Origin of the sequence: Streptomyces incarnatus (genome assembly GCF_001027185.1) — a bacterium.
Classification (GTDB): domain Bacteria; phylum Actinomycetota; class Actinomycetes; order Streptomycetales; family Streptomycetaceae; genus Streptomyces; species Streptomyces puniciscabiei.
In genome coordinates this window covers 751,811-771,116 of the sequence record NZ_CP011497.1, presented here as the reverse complement: position 1 = coordinate 771,116, position 19,306 = coordinate 751,811, and the positions used below count along the sequence as shown (strand labels likewise).

General features: G+C 73.6%; 20 protein-coding genes and 1 pseudogene. 13 read left to right on the top strand and 8 right to left on the bottom strand.

Translation table 11 applies throughout. The features are described 5' to 3' along the window. The first annotated feature begins 102 nt into the window (after positions 1–102). Positions 103–1,392 (top strand): ROK family transcriptional regulator, encoded by a 1,290-nt coding sequence (locus tag ABB07_RS03365; protein ID WP_208897152.1) that lies wholly within the window; start codon positions 103–105, stop codon positions 1,390–1,392. 266 nt (positions 1,393–1,658) lie between these two features. On the opposite strand, the gene ABB07_RS03360 is transcribed toward ABB07_RS03365, so the two are convergent. Beyond that, the gene (locus ABB07_RS03360) at positions 1,659–1,847 is read right to left on the bottom strand and encodes a hypothetical protein (protein WP_208897151.1); all 189 of its coding nucleotides are present in this window, start codon (positions 1,845–1,847) and stop codon (positions 1,659–1,661) included. Positions 1,848–1,882: 35 nt separating this feature from the next. Continuing rightward, complete coding sequence (locus ABB07_RS03355) at positions 1,883–2,914, bottom strand: SDR family oxidoreductase (RefSeq protein WP_208897150.1); 1,032 nt, start codon at positions 2,912–2,914, stop codon at positions 1,883–1,885. A gap of 179 nt (positions 2,915–3,093) precedes the next feature. On the opposite strand from ABB07_RS03355, the gene ABB07_RS03350 reads away from it, so the two are divergent. Then, positions 3,094–3,942: an alpha/beta fold hydrolase gene (locus tag ABB07_RS03350; RefSeq protein WP_208897149.1), complete on the top strand. Its 849-nt coding sequence runs from the start codon at positions 3,094–3,096 to the stop codon at positions 3,940–3,942. A gap of 246 nt (positions 3,943–4,188) precedes the next feature. On the opposite strand, the gene ABB07_RS03345 is transcribed toward ABB07_RS03350, so the two are convergent. Both ABB07_RS03345 and ABB07_RS03340 read right to left on the bottom strand, forming a co-directional pair. Continuing rightward, positions 4,189–4,845: an HAD family hydrolase gene (locus ABB07_RS03345; protein WP_208897148.1), complete on the bottom strand. Its 657-nt coding sequence runs from the start codon at positions 4,843–4,845 to the stop codon at positions 4,189–4,191. Between the two features lie 104 nt (positions 4,846–4,949). Beyond that, entirely contained in the window at positions 4,950–5,993 is a 1,044-nt protein-coding gene (locus ABB07_RS03340) for a PHP domain-containing protein (RefSeq protein ID WP_208897147.1), read from the bottom strand. Between the two features lie 164 nt (positions 5,994–6,157). On the opposite strand from ABB07_RS03340, the gene ABB07_RS03335 reads away from it, so the two are divergent. The 3 genes and pseudogenes from ABB07_RS03335 (at position 6,158) to ABB07_RS03330 (ending at position 7,589) form a co-directional block, all read left to right on the top strand. Next, positions 6,158–6,946, top strand: a complete 789-nt coding sequence (locus ABB07_RS03335; RefSeq protein WP_208897146.1) for an SDR family oxidoreductase — start codon at positions 6,158–6,160, stop codon at positions 6,944–6,946. A gap of 10 nt (positions 6,947–6,956) precedes the next feature. Continuing rightward, positions 6,957–7,255, top strand: a pseudogene (locus ABB07_RS40505) (DNA topoisomerase IB); the annotation flags it as partial. Positions 7,256–7,343: 88 nt separating this feature from the next. Beyond that, positions 7,344–7,589 (top strand): hypothetical protein, encoded by a 246-nt coding sequence (locus tag ABB07_RS03330; protein ID WP_055710228.1) that lies wholly within the window; start codon positions 7,344–7,346, stop codon positions 7,587–7,589. Positions 7,590–7,598: 9 nt separating this feature from the next. On the opposite strand, the gene ABB07_RS03325 is transcribed toward ABB07_RS03330, so the two are convergent. Further along, on the bottom strand, positions 7,599–8,834 hold the full coding sequence (locus ABB07_RS03325) for an RICIN domain-containing protein (protein WP_208897145.1): 1,236 nt from the start codon (positions 8,832–8,834) through the stop codon (positions 7,599–7,601). 100 nt (positions 8,835–8,934) lie between these two features. Beyond that, positions 8,935–9,510: a VanZ family protein gene (locus ABB07_RS03320; protein WP_208897144.1), complete on the bottom strand. Its 576-nt coding sequence runs from the start codon at positions 9,508–9,510 to the stop codon at positions 8,935–8,937. A gap of 240 nt (positions 9,511–9,750) precedes the next feature. On the opposite strand from ABB07_RS03320, the gene ABB07_RS03315 reads away from it, so the two are divergent. The 8 genes from ABB07_RS03315 to ABB07_RS03280 all read left to right on the top strand — a co-directional run bounded on the left by ABB07_RS03315 (position 9,751) and on the right by ABB07_RS03280 (position 17,819). Next, positions 9,751–9,945, top strand: a complete 195-nt coding sequence (locus tag ABB07_RS03315) for a hypothetical protein (RefSeq protein ID WP_208897143.1) — start codon at positions 9,751–9,753, stop codon at positions 9,943–9,945. Continuing rightward, positions 9,942–10,394 carry a monovalent cation/H+ antiporter complex subunit F gene (locus ABB07_RS03310; protein WP_208897142.1) on the top strand — a complete coding sequence of 151 codons (453 nt, stop codon included), beginning with the start codon at positions 9,942–9,944 and terminating at the stop codon, positions 10,392–10,394. The genes ABB07_RS03315 and ABB07_RS03310 overlap by 4 nt, the downstream gene beginning before the upstream one ends. Before the next feature lie 789 nt (positions 10,395–11,183). Beyond that, positions 11,184–11,456 carry a Na(+)/H(+) antiporter subunit B gene (locus ABB07_RS03305; RefSeq protein ID WP_208897141.1) on the top strand — a complete coding sequence of 91 codons (273 nt, stop codon included), beginning with the start codon at positions 11,184–11,186 and terminating at the stop codon, positions 11,454–11,456. Further along, the gene (locus tag ABB07_RS03300; protein WP_208897140.1) at positions 11,453–12,190 is read left to right on the top strand and encodes an MnhB domain-containing protein; all 738 of its coding nucleotides are present in this window, start codon (positions 11,453–11,455) and stop codon (positions 12,188–12,190) included. Before ABB07_RS03305 ends, ABB07_RS03300 begins: the two co-directional genes overlap by 4 nt. A gap of 8 nt (positions 12,191–12,198) precedes the next feature. Then, entirely contained in the window at positions 12,199–12,546 is a 348-nt protein-coding gene (locus tag ABB07_RS03295; RefSeq protein WP_208903258.1) for a sodium:proton antiporter, read from the top strand. After that, on the top strand, positions 12,546–14,318 hold the full coding sequence (locus ABB07_RS03290; RefSeq protein WP_208897139.1) for a complex I subunit 5 family protein: 1,773 nt from the start codon (positions 12,546–12,548) through the stop codon (positions 14,316–14,318). Before ABB07_RS03295 ends, ABB07_RS03290 begins: the two co-directional genes overlap by 1 nt. 187 nt (positions 14,319–14,505) lie before the next feature. Further along, positions 14,506–16,821 (top strand): ArnT family glycosyltransferase, encoded by a 2,316-nt coding sequence (locus tag ABB07_RS03285; RefSeq protein ID WP_208897138.1) that lies wholly within the window; start codon positions 14,506–14,508, stop codon positions 16,819–16,821. Between the two features lie 41 nt (positions 16,822–16,862). Next, entirely contained in the window at positions 16,863–17,819 is a 957-nt protein-coding gene (locus tag ABB07_RS03280; RefSeq protein WP_208897137.1) for a ribose-phosphate diphosphokinase, read from the top strand. Here ABB07_RS03280 and ABB07_RS03275 read toward each other — a convergent pair. Further along, positions 17,794–18,168, bottom strand: a complete 375-nt coding sequence (locus ABB07_RS03275; protein ID WP_208897136.1) for an anti-sigma factor antagonist — start codon at positions 18,166–18,168, stop codon at positions 17,794–17,796. The two genes, ABB07_RS03280 and ABB07_RS03275, sit on opposite strands and share 26 nt — an antisense overlap. Positions 18,169–18,321: 153 nt before the next feature. Beyond that, on the bottom strand, positions 18,322–19,272 hold the full coding sequence (locus ABB07_RS03270; protein WP_208897135.1) for an NADP-dependent oxidoreductase: 951 nt from the start codon (positions 19,270–19,272) through the stop codon (positions 18,322–18,324). Positions 19,273–19,306 lie beyond the last annotated feature (34 nt).

Genomic DNA, 19,306 nt, shown 5'->3' with positions numbered 1-19,306 from the left:
ACCGCTTAGCTCAGATCGTGAACTAAGGGTTGGGGGAATCTCGCCTTCCGCCCGTCCGAAGGGGTATGTTGCAGGTCGGGCAGGGTTCGTGAAGGGAGCGGCATGGCGGGGCGTAACGGGCGCACGGTGCGCGACCTCAGGCGGGGCAACCGTACGGCGGTGCTGCAGAAGCTGTACTTCGACGGCCCCCTCAGCCGTTTCGAGCTGGGCCCGGCCACCGGCCTGAGCTCCGGCTCGGTCAGCAACGTGGTCGCCGACCTGATCGCGGACGGCCTGGTCGAGGAGGCCGGCAGCGTCGACTCCGACGGCGGCAGGCCCCGTACCCTGCTGCGCGTCGCCCCCGACAGCGGACAGATGATCGGCGTCGACGTCGGCGAAACCCGTGTCCGCGTCGAGCTGTTCGACCTGGCCCTGACCGAACTCGCCCGCACCGAACGCCGGCTGGCCCCGCAGGGTTACGACGCCGAGGTGATCGCCGGCCACATCCGCGACGGCATCGCCGAGGTCCTGCGCGCCGAACAGGCCGTACCCGAGCGGCTGCTCGGCGTCGGGATCGGCGTCCCCGGCATCGTCGAGCACACCGCCGGGCAGGGCGCCGTCGTCCATGGGCAGACCATCGGCTGGGACGCCGTCCCGCTGGAGCGGCTGCTCCGCTCCGCCTCCCAACTCCCGGACAGCATCCCGTACTTCATCGACAACGGTGCCAAGACGCTGGGCCAGGCCGAGATGTGGTTCGGCGCGGGACGCGGCGCCGGCAACGCCGTGGTCGTGCTCTTCGGCTCCGGCGTCGGCGCCTGTGTGGTCACACCCGAGGTGGAGCACGGGCGGGCGGTCGAGTGGGGCCACCTGACCGTACGGGTGCGCGGGCGCCGCTGCCGCTGTGGCGCACCCGGCTGCCTGGAGGCCTACGCGGGCGCCGAGTCCCTGCTGGACCGCTGGCGCGAGGAGGGCGGACGGCCGCCCGAGGACACGGACGAGGAGACCGCGCTCACCGCGATGCTGGCCGCCGCGTATCCGGCCGAGGGTGCCGAGCCCGACCCGGTCGCGCTGGCCGTGCTGGAGGAGACCGCCGAGTACCTGGGCGCCGGCCTGGCCGACCTGATCAACCTCTTCCAGCCCGAGCGGATCCTCATCGGCGGCTGGGCCGGACTCCAGCTGGGCGCCCGCTTCCTGCCGGCCGTACGACGGCACGCGGCGACCTACGCGCTGCGCCATCCGGCCGACAAGGTCACCATCGACCTCGGCCGGCTCGGCCCCGACGCGGTCACCGTAGGCGCGGCGATCCTGCCCCTGGCCGACTTCTTCACGAGCGGCGGCCACCGCCCGGAACCGGCCACCGAGGACCGCCTGCCGACGTGGCGAGAGGCGCTGCGGCAGCGGGCACCGCGCTGAACGGCCGTTGCCCGGGCCGACGGCGGCGTAGCAGGTGTGAAGCCCCCTCGGTCGGACGGTGCCACTGCCACGGCGCCTCGACGGCTGACGGCACCGCGGCTCCCCAGGGGCGCGGGGCTGTGTCGACATGCGGCTACCGCCGCGTGAGCGCGACCAGCCACGACGGCGCCGCACACGATCCACGGCCTGCCGCGGCACGGCGCTCGCACGCCACGACGGCGCCGCACGCGACCGAACTCCCCCATGGCACGGCGCGGCCCGCCCGCTCAGCCGGACGGCTCTTCCGCGTCCGGAGCGTCGTCCGCCGGGGTCGGCTCCCGCTTGCGCGGCTTGTCCGGTGCGACCTCCCACGGGTCCTCGCCGGCGCCCGCCTGCTGGTCGGGCATGTCCCTCGGCACCGGATCCGCGTCACGGCCCGTGTCGCGGCCCGGCTCCGGCTCTCGTTGTGCGGCCATGGCGTTCTCCCCTCGGCCCGGACGGGCACGGCGTGTCAGCCGACCTTGCGTCCGCGCATCGGCTCGGTGTCCATTCCTGCGCCCTTCTGCAGGCCGTCGAGGAACTCCTGCAGCACCTCGGTCGCCGTACGCCGTGGCCGCCAGCCCAGCTCGGTGTGCGCCCGCCCGCAGTCCATCAGCGGCAGCCGCAGCACGGCGTCGAACAGGTGCGGGGAGGCCGGCAGCAGATGCAGCCCCCAGGCCGCGGCGATCGCCGACCGGGCCGCCGTACGCGGCAGCCGTACCGGGCGGCTGCCCAGCAGCTCGCCGAGCACGGCGGCATCCAGCGGCGGGTCCGCCGCGAGGTTGAAGGCGCCCCGCGCGCCGTCCGTGTGCAGGGCGAGCCGGTAGGCCTCGGCGGCGTCGTCCGTGTGCAGGGCCTGCACCCGGAGCCCCGGGATGTCCGGCAGGAACGGCAGCAGCTCCGGCCGGGCCAGCGGACCGGGCAGGAACCGCCCGCCGAAGATCCGCCGCTGCTCGCTCGCGGACTGCCACTTGAAGAGGAACGCCGGGCGCATCCGCACCACCCGCACCTCGGGGTGGTCCCGCTCGAACACGTCGAGCGTGCGCTCCAGATAGGCCTTCTCCCGGCAGTAGGCGGCGTCCGGCCAGCCGTGCGTCGGCCAGGACTCGTCCACCGCGTGGTCCTTCGGCCCGGGCGAGTACGCGCCCACGGACGAGGCGTGCACCAGCACCGGCACCCGCGCCGCGGCGACCGCCTCGAACACCCGGATGCCGCCGAGCACATTGGTGCGCCAGGTGACCGCCGGATCGTGCGTCGGCTGGAACGCCCAGGCCAGATGGACCACCGCGTCGGCGCCCTCGAACCGCTCGGCGAGGTTGTCGTGTTCGGCGGCGAGATCGACCGCGGCCCACTCGGTCTTCGGCGGCGACCAGGCCGGCGTACGCCGGGCCAGTCCGCGTACCGACTTGATCTCCGGGTCCTCCGAGAGCGACCGCACCACACTCGTGCCGACGTTGCCGGTGGCGCCCGTGACGACGACCCTGCTGCCCGCTGCGCTGCTCACCTTCGGCTCCTCTCGGCCCACGCTCCGGTGGACCCGCCGGGTACCCGGGCCCCGGCGCGGGCACACCCGGGCATGACGTGAGAGGTAATCGACCCGGGTGCCGCTCACCGGGAACATCGGGGGTGTCAGCGCGACGGACGCGCGACGGACCCGGTCCGGACAGCCCGAGGAGGCACCCGATGCCGTACTACGAGAGCCCCGTCGACGGAACCCGCCTGTACTACGTCGACCACGGCCCGGCCACCGGTCCCGTCGCCGTCTTCGTCGCCAGCGCCTATATCGGCCACGAGATGTGGGAGTACCAGATGCTGCCGCTCGCGGAGGCCGGGTACCGGTGCGTGGCACTGGACCGGCGGGGCCACGGCCGCTCCGACGCCCCGTGGTCGGGCTACGACCTCGACACCCTCGCCGACGACGTGCACGGCCTGCTCGACCACCTCGACGTGCGCGAGGCCACCCTGATCGGGCACTCCATCGGCACCGGGGAGGTGGTGCGCTGCCTGACCCGGCACGGCACCGCCCGCGTGGCCCGTCTCGCACTCGTCGCCGGTGTCAGCCCGGGCGTGGTCCGCTCACCGGGCACCCCCGACGGCGTCGACCCGGCCGTGGTGCGCGCCGACGACGAGGTCTTCCTGCGCGACCGGGCGGCCTGGTTCGCCGCCGGCGTCGACGCCTTCTTCGCCGCGCACCTGCCGGGCAACGAGGTCTCCCCGGAGTACGTCCGCTATCTGCTCGACCGCTGCATGAGCACCGGACCGCGCGCGGCGATGGGCATACGCGGCGTCGTCGCCGCCCTCGATCTCACCGCCGAACTGCCCTCGGTGGACGTGCCGGTGCTGGTCGTGCACGGCACCGACGACACCTCCGCGCCGCTCGCCGGCACCGGCGAGCGGGTGGCGAAGGTCGTACCGGACGGCACGCTGAAGGTGTACGAGCGCGGCGGCCATGGCCTGTTCGTGACCCATGCGCGGCAGCTCACGGCTGACCTGCGGGAGTTCATCGATGCCGGCCGGACGGGCGCGAGGTGAGGGGTACCGGGAGAAAAGGGCCCCGGCCGTGACGGGGGATTCACGACCGGGGCGGTCAGGCGGTGGGCACGGATGGCGGTCGCCTCTCGGCGAATGGCTCCACAGGGCTTCAGCCGAACGATCGTCCCTGTGGGCGAAGGGTGAGGCCCGGGGACACTGTCCCATCCGTACCCACGGTTGGTTCAACGGGCAACCACCCTCGGGTGTTCCGGCCGGTCATGTGACCTGCCCCACTTCCCATGATGCTCACGCCAGCGGGCTCCCGTCGAGCCCCTGGAGCAGGTCGGCGGGGTCCGCGTAGACGGCCTCCGCCCCGGCCGCCTCCAGGTCGGCCCGGGGGATCCCGCCGCACAGCACCCCCACACAGCGCACCCCGGCCCTGCCGCCCGCCCGCATGTCCCACACGGTGTCCCCGACGAACACCGCCCGCGAGGCCGGAACCCCGGCCAGCTCCAGGGCGTGCTCCACCGGCTCCGGGGCGGGCTTGCCCTGTCGCACGTCCTCCGAGCTCGCCGTGTCCGCGATCGCGTCGTCGGCGTCGATGGCCCGCCGCAGCGCGCCCAGCTCGGCACCGCTCGCCGAGGTGGCGAGGACGACCGTCCAGCCGTCCCGGTGCAGCCGGCGCAACAGCTCCCCGGCCTTCGGCAGAGCCGGCAGCCGGTCGAAGTACTGGCCGTACAGGGCCGTGTGCGCGGCGCTCAGCTCGCCGTCCCGATCGGTGTCGCGGCCGTCGCCGAGCAACCGGGCGATCAGGTCCGTCGACGCAAGACCGACGGCCCGGTGCACCGCGTGCATGGGCACGTCGTGTCCGGCCTGCCGGAACGCCTCCCACCACGTGACGACATGCAGGTGGTTGGTGTCGACGAGGGTTCCGTCGACATCGAAGACGGCGGCGCGCTCCATCAGCGGGTCCCTTCCTGACCGTCCGAGGGCCCTTGTCCGGCCGTCCGGGGCGTCCATGCCCGGCCCTCGGCCCTCGCTGCGGCCCGGGTACCACGCCGGGCAGGTCAGGAACCCGCCGCGCGTGCCGGGACCCGGCCCTCCCGGGTCCAGGCCAGCACCTCGTCGGCGGACCAGGTGGTCACCACCCGCTCGGCGGGCACCCCGCACTCCTCGGCCCGGGCGCAGCCGAGGATCTGCCAGTCGAGCTGGCCGGGCGCGTGCGCGTCGGTGTCGACGGAGAACAGCACCCCCGCGTCCACGGCCCGGCGCAGCAGCCTGCGGGGCGGATCCAGCCGCTCGGGCCGGCTGTTGATCTCCACGGCTGTACCGGACTCGGCGCAGGCGGCGAACACCGCGTCCGCGTCGAACTCCGACTCCGGCCGCCCCCGGCCCGTCACCAGCCGCCCGGTGCAGTGGCCGAGCACATCGGCGTGCGGGTTGCGCACGGCGGCCACCATCCGGCGGGTCATCGACCGGGCGTCCATCCGCAGCTTGGAGTGCACCGACACCACGACGACGTCCAGCCGCGCGAGCAGCTCCGGCTCCTGGTCCAGCGAGCCGTCCTCGAGGATGTCGCACTCGATGCCGGTGAGCAGCCGGAACGGCGCCCAGCGCGCGTTCAGCCCCGCCACCACCGCCAGCTGCTCGCGCAACCGCTCCGGCGGCAGACCGCGGGCCACCGTCAGCCGGGGGGAGTGGTCGGTCAGCGCCGTCCACTCATGGCCCAGCCCGGCCGCGGCCCGGCCCATCTCCTCGATCGGGCTGCCCCCGTCGGACCAGTCCGAGTGCGTGTGGCAGTCCCCCCGGATCATGGCCCGCAGCTCGCCCCCGGCACCCTCCGCCCCGACCGACGCCCCCGCCTCCTCCTCCAGCTTCCGCAGATAACCGGGCACCTCACCGGCCAGCGCCTCCCGCACGACCTGCGCGGTCCTGGGCCCGACCCCTTTGAGCGCCTCCAGGGTCCCGGCGGCGGCCCGCTCGGCGACCTCGCCCTCGGGCAGCGCGGCCAGCGCCCGGGAGGCGGTACGGAAGGCTTTGACGCGGTAGGTGGGCGCAAGAGACCGCTCCAGCAGAAAGGCGATCCGGTCAAGCGCGGCGACAGGATCCATGCAACCCAGAGTGCCTGAGGCGCCCCGAAGGGGCGCGGGGAACTGCGCGACAGGCCACAGACGCACCCGCAGTCCGCAACGGCGCTCAACGAGGCGGAAGAAGCCGGTTTGCCCACCAAACCCCCGGGTACTGCGATGCGCAACCCCAGCTGGGAGGCCGGCCCATGCCACGCGCAGCGATCGTCACCGGCGCCGACTCCGGAATCGGCCGCGCCACCGCCGTACGCCTGGCCGAAGCCGGACTGGACATCGGCATCACCTGGCACACGGACGACCGCGGCGCCGCCGGTACGGCGGAGGAGGTCCGCGGCATGGGCCGCCGCGCCGTCGTCGCCCAGCTGGACCTCACCCGGCTGCCCGAGGCCGCCGACACCGTCGACGAGCTGTGCGCCGACCTGGGCCGCCTCGACGTCCTGGTCAACAACGCCGGTACGGGCGTCATGACCCCCTTCCTCGACCTGACCCTCGCGGACGTGCGCCGGGTCCTCGACGTCGACCTGGTCGGCCCGTTCCTGTGCGGGCAGCGCGCGGCCCGGCACATGATCCGGCAGGGCGACGGCGGCCGGATCGTGAACGTCACCTCCGTCCACGAGCACCAGCCCCGGGTCGGCGCCGCCCCCTACTGCGCGGCGAAGGGCGGGCTCGGCCTGCTCACGCAGGTCATGGCGCTGGAGCTCGCCGAGTACGGCATCACCGTGAACGCGGTCGCGCCGGGCGAGATCGCCACGCCGATGACCGGCCAGGAGGACACCGACGTGCACACCGAGCGGCGGCCCGGCGTGCCGCTCGGGCGGCCCGGTGACGCCCGCGAGGTCGCCGCCGTCATCGCCTTCCTGGCGAGCCCGGACGCCTCGTACGTCACCGGCGCCTCCTGGAGCGTCGACGGCGGCATGCTCCGCATGGGCCCGCAGGCCGGTTCGCACCTGACCGGCGACGAGTGGCGGCACCCCTGAGCCGACGCGCCTGCGGACCAGTTCCCGCAACGACCCGGGCCACCGGCGGGCCCGCTGCGGCCGGGGCTTCCGCCACCTCGCCACCACCGGCCGGCCCCTCACCGAACCCGCACAGCTCGCCCGGATCCGGGCCCTGACCATCCACCCGCCTGGCGTGACGTGTGGATCTGTCCCTGGCCCGACGGCCACCTCCAGGCCGTCGGCACGGACGACGCCGGGCGCCGCCAGTACCTGTACCACGAGCGGTTCCGGGCCGAGCAGGAGCAGGCCAAGCACGAACACGTACGGCCTTCGGCCGCCCGGCCCCCCAGGGAGCCGTCGAGGCGGCGGTCCTCGGTCTGCTGGACGGCTCCCGCGGATGAGCCGTCCGCCCGCATCGCGTTCTACGCTGAGTTTCATGACCGAGCAAGGTGTTCCCCACATCGCCCATCCGCGGGTCCTGGTGCACGGGGTGTGTCCGGGGAGGCCGGGCGAACCACCCTTCAGGATCATGGAGATCGACGGTCAGGTGGTCGGTGAGGCCAGGACGGTCACCGATGTGCTGGAGACCGCCGCCGCCTACGGCATTCCCATCCATGACCTGGACGATCCGGACGCGGTCCGCTGGGTGGGCGGCGGCAAGTACACCTGGACGCTGCACTGAGGCGACGGCTCAGCCGACCGTCCACTTCTGGTTGGCGCCGCCCGTGCACGTCCAGATCTGCAGGCGCGTGCCGTTGGCCGAGTCGTTCCCGGTCACGTCGAGGCACTTGTCCGCCTGCGGGTTGACGATGTCGTGCGCCCCGGTGACGGTCCACTTCTGGTTCGGCCCGCCGGTGCAGTCCCACAGCTGGACGGTCGAGCCGTCCGCGGTGCCGTTGCCCGTGACGTCCAGGCACTTGCCGAGCGCCCGGATGGTGCCGTCCGAGCCGACCGTCCACGCCTGCGCGGCCGTGCCGTTGCAGTCGTAGAGCTGCACCGGTGTGCCGTTCGCCGGGTTCGCGCCGGCCACGTCCACGCACTTGCCGGCCAGACCGCGTATCGGGACTCCGGTGGCGCTGTCGCTCGTCGTGACGGACACCGAGTCCACCACCAGCGTCTGCGGGAACTGGGTGGTGGCGTCCGGGTCACCGGGCCAGTAGCCGCCGACCGCCAGGTTCAGGATCAGGAAGAACGGCTTGTTGTCGAACACCCAGGTCTTTCCGCCCAGGTCGGCGGGGGTGCGGCGTTCGTAGACGTTGCCGTCCACGGACCAGGTGATCGAGCCGGGTGACCAGTCGACGGCGAAGGTGTGGAAGGCGTCCGCGAAGGCCTGACCGCCCGGCAGCGTGTAGGCCGCGCCGATGCCGCCGGAACCGGAGTAGCCGGGGCCGTGGATGGTGCCGTGCACGGTCGAGGGTTCGAACCCGACGTTCTCCATCACGTCGATCTCGCCCGAGTCCGGCCAGTTCACGGGCGTACCCAGCATCCAGAACGCCGGCCACATGCCCTGCCCGCGCGGGATCTTCATGCGCGCCTCGACGTGCCCGTACTGGGCGTTGAACTTCCCGGCCGTGTTCAGCCGGGCGGAGGTGTACTGGCAGCTGCCGTACCAGCACTGGTAGCCGGCCGGGTTCTCCTTGCGGGCCGTGATCACCAGGTGGCCCTGGCCGTCGAGGGCCGCGTTGTGCGTGCCGGACGTGTAGTACTCCCGCTCGTGGTTGTTGACGTTGTCGCCGGTCTCCAGCGTCCACTTCGAGGAGTCGACCGCGGCGCCCGCGGGCCCGTCGAAGGTGTCGGAGAAGGTGCTGACGGTCGCCGCCGCCGGCGCGGCGTCCCGGGCCCGCGCCGGACCGACGGCGGCGGAACCGACGAGGACGGCGGACAGGGTGGCGAGAAGGCATCTGCGGAGCAGGCGCGGGGAGGCCATGGCTCTCCGTTCGGCGTGGGGGGCTGAGGATGCCTCTTGATTTAAGAAGTAAGAAAAGAAGGCGTCAATACCCTGGTACGGACCTGTCGCTGACACGTGGTCACACGGTCGGCGGCGACTTCCGCCCGGCCGGCTCACGCATGCGCCGGTGCACCGCTCGCCCGAGTCGTCGTCCCAGCAGCAGCCAGCCCAGCAGCGCCCCGGCGGTGTTGAGGAGGACGTCGTCGATGTCGAAGGCCCGTCCGGTGATCAGCGCCCCCTGCACCAGCTCCACGGTCAGCATCACCAGCGCCGTGAGCGTCAGCACCCGTAGCACCCCGCGGGCGCGCGGGGCGAGGACCGGCACCAGCACCCCGAAGGGGCCGCCCAGGAGCACGTTGCCGCCGATCTGCCGCACCGCGTCCAGCGTCCGCGCCTGCTCCAGGTAGAGCCGCAGGGACCGGCCCGGGTGCAGGTTGCTGTGCGTCAGATGCGCCGAGGCGGGCGACGGCGCCAGGGTGATCCGGGCCAGGACGACGGCGAACGCCACCATGCACACGAAGGCGGCCAGTATCGCCGGCACCCGCACCAGCAGGGGAAGAGCGTGCCGCGCGGCCGGCCGGCGGTTGTTCCCGGCCGGCGCCCGCTTCCCGGAACCGCTCAGCAATCCGGGCAGGCGTGGGACGGCACGGGCCATGGGGTCCTCCCGAGGTGAACTCGCCCTTGTCATGGGGCGGTTACCCCGAGACGGGACCGGGATGCCGCCACCCGCACGGCTTCGGGGACCGGGTGGCGTTTCCGTTCACGCTCCCGGGGCACTCCGGTTGCGGACCCGCGTGCCGCCGCCCCTCGGGGGCCCGGCGGTGCTTGGATGCCCCGAGCGGCGCATCGGACACATCGCCGCACATGCGTGCAGAGCGGACCGAGGAGGTGGCGGATGACCCGGCGTACGGCTCCCCGCACGGCCCTCCTCGTCGTCGGTGAACTCCTCCTCTGGTGGGGCGCGCTGGCCCTGCTGTGGCTGGTGTTCATCACCTCGGTCGACACCCTGGAACGGGTCGTGGGCGCGAGCGCGGCGGCGGTCGGGGCGCTGCTGGCCCGGGCCGGCCGACGGGCGGTGACCTGGCGGTGAACGGCTGGATCCTCGCGGCGACCGTCGAACTGGGCGGGGGAGGGGCGGCCGCCCTGTGGGGCGTCACCACCGGCCCCCCGGCCCGCCGGGTCGTCGCCCAGAACATGACCACCCCGGCCCTGTGCCCGGCCCTGCTGCTGCTCTCCCAGGGCTACGGCCGCCCGGCCTACGTCGACCTCGCCCTGCTGCTGGCACTGCTCGGCCCGGTCGGCACGCTCGTCTTCGCCCGGCTGCTCTCGGACGACCTCGAAGGCGAACGGCCGAGCGCCTGGGGGCTGACGTGGACCGCCGCCGCACTGAGCGCGGCCGTCGTCGCAGCCGTCTGCGCCGCCACCGGTCCCGGCCGCGCCATGGTGAAGCTCCTCGTCATCGGCGCCCTCCTGATCTCCGGCAACGTGATCGCCTCACGAGCCCTGTCCGGTGGATTCCGGGGGGTGCGCGGTGGCTGACATGCGCCGGGGCGAAGCCAAGGGGGGCACGGCCGCGGGCCGGCCGAGGGGGCGGGCGGTGACAGCTGACCGTGCGGGTGCGGATGCGGGTACGGGCGCGTGGTGGTGGCCGCTGGGTCGCAGGGTGGCGGGTGTGCCCGCGGGCGTGCGGCTGGTCGGCGGGGCGGGGAGCGTGGGCGCGCGGCGGTCGCGGGGTCGGGCGACGGCGGGTGTGGTTGTGCGGCGGTCGCCGGGTCGGGCGATGGCGGGTGTGGTTGTGCGGCGGTCGCCGGGTCGGGCGATGGCGGGTGTGGTTGTGCGGCGGTCGCCGGGTCGGGCGATGGCGGATGGGTATGCGCGGGGATCGGGCGGTCAGGTGATGGCGGGTGCGGGTGCGGGTGCGGGTGCGGGTGCGCGGTGCTCGCAGGGCTCGGGTGTTGAAGGCGTGTTCGTGCTGCGACCGCGCAGGTGCGGGCCGGCGGATGTGGTCGTGGGGCGGCTGCGGGGGTGCGCCGACCGGCATGCGCTCGCGGGTCGGACGCCGGGGTACGCCACGGCAGTCGTGCCCTCGGAGTCGCCGGCGTACCGGCGGACTGACGGGCCTGTGCGGCCCCGCGCGCTCCGCACCGGCGCAGCAGCCACGGCACAGTCCCGCAGCCGAACCGCACACGCGTGGCGCGCGACGCACCCCCGCCGGGATCGCACGCCCGCGTCGGCCGACCCGCGGCCCCGCCTCCGATCCCCGAAAACACCGACCCGCTGGCACACGAGGGCTGACATGCCGTCAGCCGGACAGGGCGGAGGTGTGGCATGGACGACGCGGTGATCGTCGTGGCGCTGCTGCTCATGGCCGCCACCGCCACCGCCGCCGTGGCGCAGCGCGACCCCGCACGCCAGGCACTGGTGCTGTCCGTGCTCGGATCCTTCCTCGCGGTGCTGTTCACGGTGTTCCAGGCCCCGGACGTCGGCCTGTCCCAGCTGGCCGTCGGCTCCGCGCTCACCCCGCTGCTGATCATGCTGAGCGTGCGCAAGGTCAGACGCCGTGGCCGCGCCGAGGACGGCTCGAAGGGCGGTGCGCGGTGAACCGGCTGCGCCTCGCCCTGCTGGCCGTGGGCGGCGCCGGCCTGGCCGCCCTGCTCGTCGCCGCCTGCCTGGACCTGCCCGGCTTCGGCGGCCGGAGCCATCCGTACGGCACCCGGGCCGTACACGCCTCCCTCACCCGGCACACCGCCAACACCATCGCCTCCGTCAACTTCGACCAGCGCGCCCACGACACCCTCGGCGAGATGACCATCCTGTTCGCCGCCGTCCTCGGCTGCGTGGTGCTGCTGCGCCAGGCCCGCGACGAGCACCGGGCGCAGCCGCGACCCGCCGAGGTGGCCCGGCCGGTCCGCCGCTACACCCTGATCGCGCTGCCCGTCGCCCTGGTCACCGGCCTGTACGTCATCGCCCACGGCCAGCTCAGCCCCGGTGGCGGCTTCCAGGGCGGGGTCGTCGCCGCGACCGCGCTGCACCTGCTGTACCTCGGCGCCGACTACCGCGCGCTGGAACGCGTCCGCCCGCTCGCCGTCTTCGAGGCCTCCGACGCGGTCGCGGTCTCCTCCTACCTCGTGCTGGGCATCGCCGGTCTCCTGGCGGGCACTGCCTTCCTGGCCAACACGCTGCTGCCGTACGGCACCTTCAACACCCTGTCCTCCGGCGGCACCGTCCCCCTGCTGAACGCGGCCATCGGCATGGAGGTGGCGAGCGCGGTCGTCGTGCTGCTCGCGAACTTCCTCGACCAGGCCGTCGAGATCGAGGAGGAGCACGGGAGTTGAGCACCGTGATGCACGTCCTTCCCTACCTGGTCGCCGCCTACGTCTTCCTGACCGGCTGCTACGGCCTCGCCACCAGCCGCAACCTCATCCACGCCGTCGGCTGTCTCGCGGTCTGCCAGTCCTCCACCTATGTGCTGCTGCTGGCGGTCGGCTACCGCAGCGGCGCCACCGCACCCGTCTTCTCCGACATCAAGCCCGGCTCCCGGCCGGTGGTCGACCCGATCGTGCAGGCGCTCACCCTCACCGACGTCGTCGTCGGCGCCACCGTCACCGCGCTGCTGCTCGCCCTCGTGCTGCAGATCGCCAAACGGCACGGCACCGTCGATCCCGACGAACTGCGGGAGCTGCGCGGCTGATGCACCACCTCCTTCCGCTGCTCGTCGCGATCCCCCTGCTCGGCGCCGCCCTGCTGGTGGCCACCGGCCGCCGTCTGCCGCGGATCGCCGCCGAGCTCACCGGCTTCGTGATCTCCGGCGGTACGGCCGCCCTCGCGCTGGTGCTGCTCCTGAACTCCTCGCCGCCGATGGTGGAGTGGGTCGGCGGCTGGCTGCCCGCCGGCGGCGAGAGCGTCGGCATCGTCGTGGTCGGCGACGGCCCCTCGCTCGGCATGGCCGCGCTGGTGTCCCTGCTGACGCTGGCCGCGCTCGCCTACTCCTGGCGCTACTTCGACGAACCGCCACGCGGACATCCCGGCGCCTTCACCGCGCTGATGCTGCTGTTCCAGGGCGGCATGTGCGGGTTCGCCATCGCCGGCGACCTGTTCAACGCGTTCGTCTTCTTCGAGCTGATGAGCGTCACCGCCTACGCGCTCACCGGCTACCGCATCGACGACCCGAAGGCCGTACAGGGCGCCCTGACCTTCGGTGTCGTCAACTCCCTCGGCGCGTACGCCATGTTGACGGGCATCGCCCTGCTGTACGCCCGTACCGGCGAGCTGGCCATGGCGAAGATCGGACGCGGTCTGGACGCGGCGGCGGGGCACGGCGGAGCGGACGCGCTGGTCCTCGCCTCCTTCGTCCTCGTGCTGACCGGCCTGCTGGTGAAGGCGGCCGCCGTGCCCTTCCACTTCTGGCTCCCGGACGCCCACGCCGTCGCCCCCACCCCGGTCTGCATGCTGCTGTCCGGGGTGATGGTCGAACTCGGCTCCTACGGCGTCTGGCGGGTGTACGGCACCGTCTTCGCCGGACCCGGCGGCATCCCCGCCACCGATCTGACCCGGGCCCTGGTCACGCTCGGCACGCTCACGGCCGCGACCGGCGCCGTCATGTGCTGGTACCAGCGGCACATCAAGCGGCTCCTGGCGTACTCCACCATCTCGCACACCGGTCTGTTCCTCGTGGGCCTCGGCATCCTCACTCCGCAGGGCGACGACGGGGTCGCCCTCTACATCCTCGGGCACGCCGGAGTGAAGGCCGCGCTGTTCGCCTGCGCGGGCGTCCTGCTCGACCGGTACGGCTGCCTCGACGAGCACACGCTGTACGGCCGGGCCCGCGAACTGCGGGCGACGGCCGTGATGTTCGCCGTGGGCGGCCTCGGTCTCGCGGGACTGCCCCCGTTCGGTACGGGTCTCGGCAAGGCGGTCAGCGAGGAGGCGGTCGGCGGCCCGCTCACCGTGGTGTACGTGGTCGCCTCCGCGATCACCGGCGGCGCCGTGCTGCGGGTCACCGCCCGCGTGTTCCGGGGCCTCGGGCCGCGCCCCGAGGACGCCGACGCCGACCTGGAGACCAGCGGATCGGAGGAGGAGCCCGAGACGACCGGTCCGCTGAGCCGGATCCCGGACACCATGACGACGGTCCCCGCCGTGCTGCTCGCCGCCGCCCTCGCCGTCGGAGCCATCCCCGGATTCGGTGACCTGGTGGCCCGTTCCGTCAACGAGGCCGGATCGGGCGGCGCCCAGGCCCCGGCGCAGTGGACGGCGCACGGTGTCCTGCTGGGTCTGGCCTCCACCGTGCTGGCCGTGGGTCTCGCCGGCCTCGCGGTGACCCGCCCGCACTGGACCGCCGCCCCGGACTGGGCGCGGCCGCTGCGCCGGTTGCAGTCCGGCCACGTCGGCGACTACGTGGCCTGGCTGCTGATGGGCGCCACGGTGCTGGGGGCGCTGGCCCTGCCGGCGGTGCTCGGCGGCTGACGGCCGGCTGTGCGCCAGCTGTCGGATTCCTGTGTATCGCGGAATCCTGTGACGGGTAAGGAACTCTCTTTTCCGATGCAAATTCCATGTCGTGTGATTAAAGAGATGGCCTGGGGGTGGTGAGAGTTTCCTTGAAGGGGGCCGCATCCGCGGTGTCGCGGCGCGCGGTTGACGAACACTGCTGCGCATGGCCACGAACGTCCTCGACGCAACCGCGCCCCCCGGTGCCACCCGCCGCACACCCTGGCGGTCACCGGCGGACGAGCCCGCGTACGCACGCCCTGCGCTGCTTCTCCTCACCGTGCTCGCCGCCGTTCTCTACAGCTGGGGCATCGGCCACAGCCAGTACCACACGTTCTACGCGAGCGCCGCCCGCAGCATGACGGAGAGCTGGAAGGCGTTCTTCTACGGCTCTTTCGACCCCGGGAATTCCATCACGCTCGACAAATTGCCGGGGTTCCTGTGGCCGCAGGCGCTCTCCGCGCGGCTTTTCGGATTCCATCCCTGGGCGCTGGTCCTGCCGCAGGTCCTGGAGGGGGTGGCCAGTCTGCTCGTCCTCCACCGCCTCGTGCGCCGCTGGGCGGGTGTGCAGGCGGCGCTGATCGCCTGTACGGCCTTCCTGGTGACTCCCGTGGCGGTCGGGTTGTTCCGCACCGCGGTCGAGGACCCGGCGTTCACGCTGTGCCTGCTGCTGGCGGCCGAGGCCACCCAGCGCGCCGCCCGCGACGGCCGGCTGCGCCCGCTGCTGGCGGCGGGTGTCTGGGTGGGCCTCGGCTTCCAGGCCAAGATGCTCGAGGCGTGGGCCGTACTGCCCGCGCTCGCCCTGGTATACCTGCTCTCGGCACCGCTCACGCTGCGCCGGCGCGTGCTGCACCTCGGTGTGTCCGCCCTGGTGATGACCGCCGTGTCGGCGTCGTGGATGCTCGCCGTCACCCTCACCCCGGCGGGCGACCGCCCGTACGTGGATGGCACCACCAACAACTCCGCGTTCAGCATGGTGGTCGGCTACAACTTCCTGAACCGCTTCTCCTCGCTCGGCATCAGCGCGGCCTCCACGGGCAGCGTGAGCGCGACCCAGGGCGGCGGAGGCGGCCACGGCGGCACCGGACCCGCGTTCGGCGGGGCGGGCGGCACCGGCACCGGGAGCACCGACCACCGGGGCGCCGGTATGCGCGGCACCGGCGCGTCCGGCGGCACCGGTGCGTTCGGAGCGGCCGGTGCGCGGGGCGCGGCCGGTGTGCGGGGCGCGCAGGGCGGCGGGCTCGTCCGGGGCGGCGCCCGGGGAGCGGCATCCGCCCGGCCCACGGCCGCCGGCGGGTTCGGCGACGGCCAGAACGGCTGGTCGAAGATGTTCGGTACGCCGCTCGCCTCCCAGACCGGCTGGTTCTACCCCATCGCCGCGGTGGCCGCGGTCTGCGGACTGCTGTGGTGCCGGGGACGGCCGCGCACCGACCGGCTGCGCGCCGGATACGTGCTGTGGACCACCTGGCTCGCGCTGTACTTCCTGGTCTTCAGCGCCGGCAGCGTCGGCGGTCACACGTACTACATGGGCGTGATCGCGGTGCCGCTCGCCGCGCTCACCGGCGCCGGCGCCGTGCTGATGTGGCGGGCCCACCGGGCCGGCGGGCGCCGCGCCTGGGCCCTGCCGGGCGCGGTCGCCGCGACGGCCGCCTGGAGCGCGTATCTCGCGAGCCGGTTCCCGGGGTTCCTGCCCTGGCTGGCCCCCGCGGTGGCCCTGCTCGGCATCACGGCCGTGGTGCTGCTCTTCCTCACCCGGCCCGGACGGCCGGGCGCCGCGGGCCGCCTGGCGCTCGCCGCGCCGGCCGCCGCGCTGGCCGCCCTGCTCCTCGCGCCGAGCGCGTGGGCCGTACAGGTCTTCGACCCGGCCTACCGCACCTCCGCCATGGGAGCGGTCGGCCCGCCCGCCATGAACCGCGGTCCCGGGGCGGCGCGTTCGGGACCGGGCCGGTTCGGCTGGGCGGCCCGGACCGGCGGCTGGGCCCTCGGGCAGTCGGCCCGAGGCGGTCCGCGCGGCTTCGGCCGGAGCGGATCCGTCGGCCGGGGCGGTTTCGGCGGCGCCGACGGCAACGGCTCACTGACCGCGGACCAGCGCCGGCTGCTCGACTACACCCGGGCGCACCAGGGCTCCGCCGGCTATGTGTTCGCCGCCGGGAGCTGGAGCACCGCGTCGCCGTACATCCTGGCGACCGGCGCGCACGTCCTGCCGCTCGGCGGCTTCAGCGGCCGGGTGCCGTTTCCCACGCAGGCGCAGTTCCGGCGGCTGGTCGACGCCGGCAAGGTGCGGTACGTGCTGCTGGGCGGCGGTCGCGGCACGGGACCCGGGTCCGCACGCACCGGGAACACGGCCGCCGCGCAGATCACCGTCTGGGTGCGGTCCGCCTGCACCGAGGTGCCGGCCTCGGCCTACGGCGGCACGACCGCGCCCGGCGACGCGCTGACGGCGACCGCCCAGGCCCTCTACCGGTGCGGCCCCGGTCGGTAGCATGATCGGCGGTCCTGCAGTGACCGGGCGAGGAGCGGATCATGCGAGACATCGCCGTCTTCAGCGGCAGTGCCCACCCCGACCTGGCCCGCGAGGTCTGCGCCCACCTCGGCGTGCCCCTCAGCGCCACCCGGGTCAGCCGGTTCGCCAACGACTGTCTGGGGGTGCAGCTCCAGGCCAACTGCCGGGAGCGGGACGTCTTCCTGGTCCAGCCGCTGGTCCGGCCGGTGCAGGAGCACCTGGTGGAGCTGCTGCTGATGTGCGACGCGGCCCGGGGCGCCTCCGCGGCCCGGATCACCGTCGTCATGCCGCACTACTCCTACGCCCGTTCCGACAAGAAGGACGCGCCGCGCATCTCCATCGGCGGCCGGCTGGTCGCCGATCTGCTGGTGGCGGCGGGCGCGAGCCGGGTGCTCGCCATGACCCTGCACTCCCCGCAGGTGCACGGCTTCTTCTCGGTGCCGGTCGACCATCTGAACGCGCTGCGCGAACTCGCCGCGCACTTCAGGCAGTACGACCTGACCCGCACCACCGTCGTCTCGCCGGACCTCGGCAACGCCAAGGAGGCCGCCGCCTTCGCCCGGCTCATCGGGGCCCCGGTGGCGGCCGGCGCCAAACAGCGTTTCGCGGAGGACCGGGTGAGCATCAGTTCCGTCATCGGCGATGTCACCGGCCGGGACGTCATCGTGCTGGACGACGAGATCGCCAAGGGCAGCACGGTGCTGGAACTGCTGTCCCGGCTGCGGGAGCTGGGCGCCCGCACGATCCGGGTGGCGTGCACGCACGGGCTGTTCGCGGCGGGCGCGCTGAAGCGGCTCAGCGAACAGCCGGACGTGCTGGAGATCGTCTGCACCAACACCGTGCCGCTGCCCATGGCGGAGGAGCACGCCGAGCACACCGGCAAGCTGCGGGTGCTCTCCATCGCCCCGGCCCTCGCCGAGGCGGTACGGCGCATCCACAACGGTGAATCGGTCAGCGCCCTGTTCGAGCAGTCGTAGCCAGCGCCGCGTCCACGGTCGGGTGCGGGGGCAGCAGCCGGGACAGGCCCGTGACCCGGAAGACGCGCAGCGTCAGCGGATGCGTGCACACCAGGTGCAGCTGCCCGCCGCCGTCCAGCACCCGGGCGCGGGCCCGGTACAGCAGCCGCAGCCCCGAGCAGTCGAAGAACTCCACCGACCGCAGGTCGATGACGACCCGTGCCCCGGGTCTGCCGGTGACCCGGTCCAGGCACGGGCCGATCTCCGTCGCCGAGACCAGGTCGATCTCGCCCCGCAGCTCCAGCACCGTGTGCGCCCGGTGCTCGTACACACGGAGGTGACGGGTGAGGGGTGCAGGCTCGTCTCGCACGACGGCATCACCTCCCACCCGCGCCCGGACGACGGTCTCCCGATCGTCAAGTTACCCTCGATGGAAGGAATTTGAGCATGTTCGGTTGACATATGTCTTCGGGTTTGAAGCGTGTCGCCCGGTAACTCCGCCCGGCCGGCCGGGTGTTTGCGCTCAGTCGACCAGAAGGACCAGCTTGCCCGTGGTCCGCCCGGTGTCGCCCACCTCGTGCGCCTTCGCGGCCTCGGCCAGCGGGAACGTCCCGGCGATCGTCGCCCTCAGCTTCCCGGACTCCGCCAGCTCCGCGACCTTCTCCATCCCGGTCCGGTCGGCGTCCACCAGCATGCGCACGGCCCGTACGCCGAGCCGCTCGGCCTCGGTGTGGAACTCCGCCGAACCCACCGGCAGGATCGACACCACGACACCGCCCGGCCGCAGCACCTTCAGCGACGCGACGGAGGTGTCCCCGCCGAGCGTGTCCAGGACCACGTCGACGTCCCGGACCGCCTCGGTGACGTCGGTCGTCCGGTAGTCGACCGGCTCGTCCACGCCGATCTCCCGCAGGAAGTCGTGCTTGCCCGCGCTCGCCGTGCCGATCACATACGCGCCGCGCGCCTTGGCGATCTGCACCGCCACATGCCCGACCCCGCCGGCCGCCGCGTGGATCAGCACCCGCTGCCCGGGCCGTACATCGGCGTGCTCGGTCAGCGCCTGCCAGGCGGTCAGGGACACCAGCGGCAGCGCGCCCGCCTGGGTGTGGTCGATCGAGGCGGGCTTGTGCGTCAGGGCGCGGACCGGGGCGATCACATACTCGGCGTGCGAGCCGTGGCCGTAGGGATAGGGCAGCATGCCGAAGACCTCGTCGCCGGGCCGGAACGCGGCCGCACCGACCCCGGTCTCCACGACCTCCCCGGACACGTCCCAGCCGAGGACGAACGGCGGCTTGCCGAGGAAGCCCCCGGTGGCCCGGTGCTTCCAGTCGGTGGGGTTGACCCCGGCCGCCCGCACCCGGACCAGCACCTGGTTGGGGCCGGGCTGCGGCCGCTCCACCCGTACTTCCCGCAGCACCTCGGGACCGCCGAGGACGTCCTGGTTGATGGCTCGCATCGTGTTCTCATCGCTCATGGTCACCCAGCCTGCCGGGAGCCGCCCCACCCGG

What these genes read in the sequence shown, in the direction of transcription:
- ABB07_RS03365 (WP_208897152.1), top strand. Translation starts at nt 103, where the DNA reads ATGGCGGGGCGTAACGGGCGCACGGTGCGCGACCTCAGGCGGGGCAAC.
- ABB07_RS03360 (WP_208897151.1), bottom strand. Translation starts at nt 1,847, where the DNA reads ATGGCCGCACAACGAGAGCCGGAGCCGGGCCGCGACACGGGCCGTGAC.
- ABB07_RS03350 (WP_208897149.1), top strand. Translation starts at nt 3,094, where the DNA reads ATGCCGTACTACGAGAGCCCCGTCGACGGAACCCGCCTGTACTACGTC.
- ABB07_RS03345 (WP_208897148.1), bottom strand. Translation starts at nt 4,845, where the DNA reads ATGGAGCGCGCCGCCGTCTTCGATGTCGACGGAACCCTCGTCGACACC.
- ABB07_RS03340 (WP_208897147.1), bottom strand. Translation starts at nt 5,993, where the DNA reads ATGGATCCTGTCGCCGCGCTTGACCGGATCGCCTTTCTGCTGGAGCGG.
- ABB07_RS03335 (WP_208897146.1), top strand. Translation starts at nt 6,158, where the DNA reads ATGCCACGCGCAGCGATCGTCACCGGCGCCGACTCCGGAATCGGCCGC.
- ABB07_RS03330 (WP_055710228.1), top strand. Translation starts at nt 7,344, where the DNA reads ATGACCGAGCAAGGTGTTCCCCACATCGCCCATCCGCGGGTCCTGGTG.
- ABB07_RS03325 (WP_208897145.1), bottom strand. Translation starts at nt 8,834, where the DNA reads ATGGCCTCCCCGCGCCTGCTCCGCAGATGCCTTCTCGCCACCCTGTCC.
- ABB07_RS03320 (WP_208897144.1), bottom strand. Translation starts at nt 9,510, where the DNA reads ATGGCCCGTGCCGTCCCACGCCTGCCCGGATTGCTGAGCGGTTCCGGG.
- ABB07_RS03315 (WP_208897143.1), top strand. Translation starts at nt 9,751, where the DNA reads ATGACCCGGCGTACGGCTCCCCGCACGGCCCTCCTCGTCGTCGGTGAA.
- ABB07_RS03305 (WP_208897141.1), top strand. Translation starts at nt 11,184, where the DNA reads ATGGACGACGCGGTGATCGTCGTGGCGCTGCTGCTCATGGCCGCCACC.
- ABB07_RS03295 (WP_208903258.1), top strand. Translation starts at nt 12,199, where the DNA reads ATGCACGTCCTTCCCTACCTGGTCGCCGCCTACGTCTTCCTGACCGGC.
- ABB07_RS03290 (WP_208897139.1), top strand. Translation starts at nt 12,546, where the DNA reads ATGCACCACCTCCTTCCGCTGCTCGTCGCGATCCCCCTGCTCGGCGCC.
- ABB07_RS03285 (WP_208897138.1), top strand. Translation starts at nt 14,506, where the DNA reads ATGGCCACGAACGTCCTCGACGCAACCGCGCCCCCCGGTGCCACCCGC.
- ABB07_RS03280 (WP_208897137.1), top strand. Translation starts at nt 16,863, where the DNA reads ATGCGAGACATCGCCGTCTTCAGCGGCAGTGCCCACCCCGACCTGGCC.
- ABB07_RS03270 (WP_208897135.1), bottom strand. Translation starts at nt 19,272, where the DNA reads ATGAGCGATGAGAACACGATGCGAGCCATCAACCAGGACGTCCTCGGC.